Genomic DNA, 1,580 nt, shown 5'->3' on the forward strand with positions numbered 1-1,580 from the left:
CGGGCGAGACCAGGAACGTCGCACCGGCGTCGCGGGCCTGGGCGAAGTGCTCGGGCTTGGTCAGCGTGCCGAGGCCGACCAGCGCGCCGGGCACCTTGGCGGCGATCGCCTCGGCGCAGGCCAGCGCCTTGGGCGTGCGCAGCGTGACCTCCAGCGTGGTCAGGCCGCCGGCCACCAGGGCCTCGGCCAGCGGCAGGGCGGTGTCGACGTCGTCGAGCACCAGCACCGGGACGACGCGGGCACCGGACAGCGTGGGTTCGAGCAGCGGAACGGGCATGGGGACGGGTCTCCGTAAGGTCACGCCGCCTGGGCGACGGGCGCGGTGAAGGCGCTGGGGATGATGGCGCCGCGGTGCTGGATGACGACGGCGGCGAGGCGATGGGCGGCGCGCGCGGCCTCCACCGGGCTCTCCCCGCGCAGCCGCGCGGCGAGGTAGCCGGCGCTGAAGCTGTCGCCGGCCGCGGTGGTGTCCACCACGGTGGCGACGCGCTCGGCCGGGACTTCGGTGTAGCCGCCGTCGCGGGCGACGACGCAGCCGGGGGCCTCCAGCTTCAGCACGATCTCCGGCACGCCGGCCGCCTCGACCCGGCGCAGCGCCGCCGCGGCATCGGCGTCGCCGTACAGGCCCTGCAAGTCGGGGACGCCGGGCAGCGCGATGTCGGTGCGCCGGAGCATCGCGTCGTAGGCCCGGCGGGCCGTGGCCACGTCGGGCCACAGGCGCGGGCGCCAGTTGGTGTCGAAGGCGATGCGCCCGCCACGCGCGCGGATGCGGTCGAGCAGCGGGAACAGCACGTCGCGCCCCGCCTCGCCCCAGATCGCCAGGCTGATGCCGGAGAGGTACAGCAGGTCGTAGCCCTCCAGCGCCTTGATCAGCGCCGTGGACTCCGGCAGCACGAACAGGTCGCGCGCCGGCGCCCGGTCGCGCCAGTAGAGGAAGCGGCGCTCGCCGCTGTCGTCGGTCTCGATCATGTAGAGGCCGGGGACGCGGCCGGGCACGCGCAGCACGTGCCCGGTGCCCACCCCCTCGGCCTCCCAGGCGGCCGCCATGCCGTCGCTGTGCGGGTCGTCGCCGAGCGCGGTCACGTAGTCCGCCGCCGCGCCGAGGCGGGCGAGGTACACGGCCGTGTTCAGCGTGTCGCCGCCGAAGCCCATGGTGAGCGTGCCGTCCGGCCGGCGCACCAGCTCGAGCATGCACTCGCCGAGCGCCGCGACTTTGGGCATGGATGCCGTCATGGTGAGGTCCTCCGGGGGTTAGCGGCTGCCCGCCGCGGCCATGGCGACGGCGGTGTCGCTCATGCGGCAGGAGAAGCCCCACTCGTTGTCGTACCAGGACATGACGCGCACGAAGGTGCCGTCGATGACCTTCACCTCGTTCAGCGCGAAGATCGACGAGTGCGGGTCGTGGTTGAAGTCGCCCGACACCAGCGGCTCGTCGTAGGCGCCCAGGATGCCCTTGAGCGGACCCGCCGCGGCCTCCTTGATCGCGGCCTTGATCTCATCCGCGGTGGTGGCGCGCTTGGCGACGAACTTGAAGTCGACCACCGAGACGTTCGGGGTCGGCACGCGGATGGCGGTGCCGT

General features: G+C 73.9%; 1 protein-coding gene and 2 pseudogenes. All 3 read right to left on the bottom strand.

Going from position 1 to position 1,580, the window contains the following annotated elements; translation table 11 throughout:
- Positions 1-277 (bottom strand): annotated as a pseudogene (locus TSO221_RS26075) (keto-hydroxyglutarate-aldolase/keto-deoxy-phosphogluconate aldolase); the annotation flags it as partial.
- Positions 278-297: 20 nt separating this feature from the next.
- On the bottom strand, positions 298-1,233 hold the full coding sequence (locus TSO221_RS26080; protein WP_109121440.1) for a sugar kinase: 936 nt from the start codon (positions 1,231-1,233) through the stop codon (positions 298-300).
- A gap of 18 nt (positions 1,234-1,251) precedes the next feature.
- A pseudogene (locus TSO221_RS26085) lies at positions 1,252-1,580 on the bottom strand (glyceraldehyde-3-phosphate dehydrogenase); the annotation flags it as partial.

Source organism: Azospirillum sp. TSO22-1, from assembly GCF_003116015.1.
Taxonomy (GTDB): Bacteria; Pseudomonadota; Alphaproteobacteria; order Azospirillales; family Azospirillaceae; genus Azospirillum.

Excerpts from the sequence above, each read along its gene's own strand:
- TSO221_RS26080 (WP_109121440.1), bottom strand. The coding sequence starts at position 1,233 with ATGACGGCATCCATGCCCAAAGTCGCGGCGCTCGGCGAGTGCATGCTC.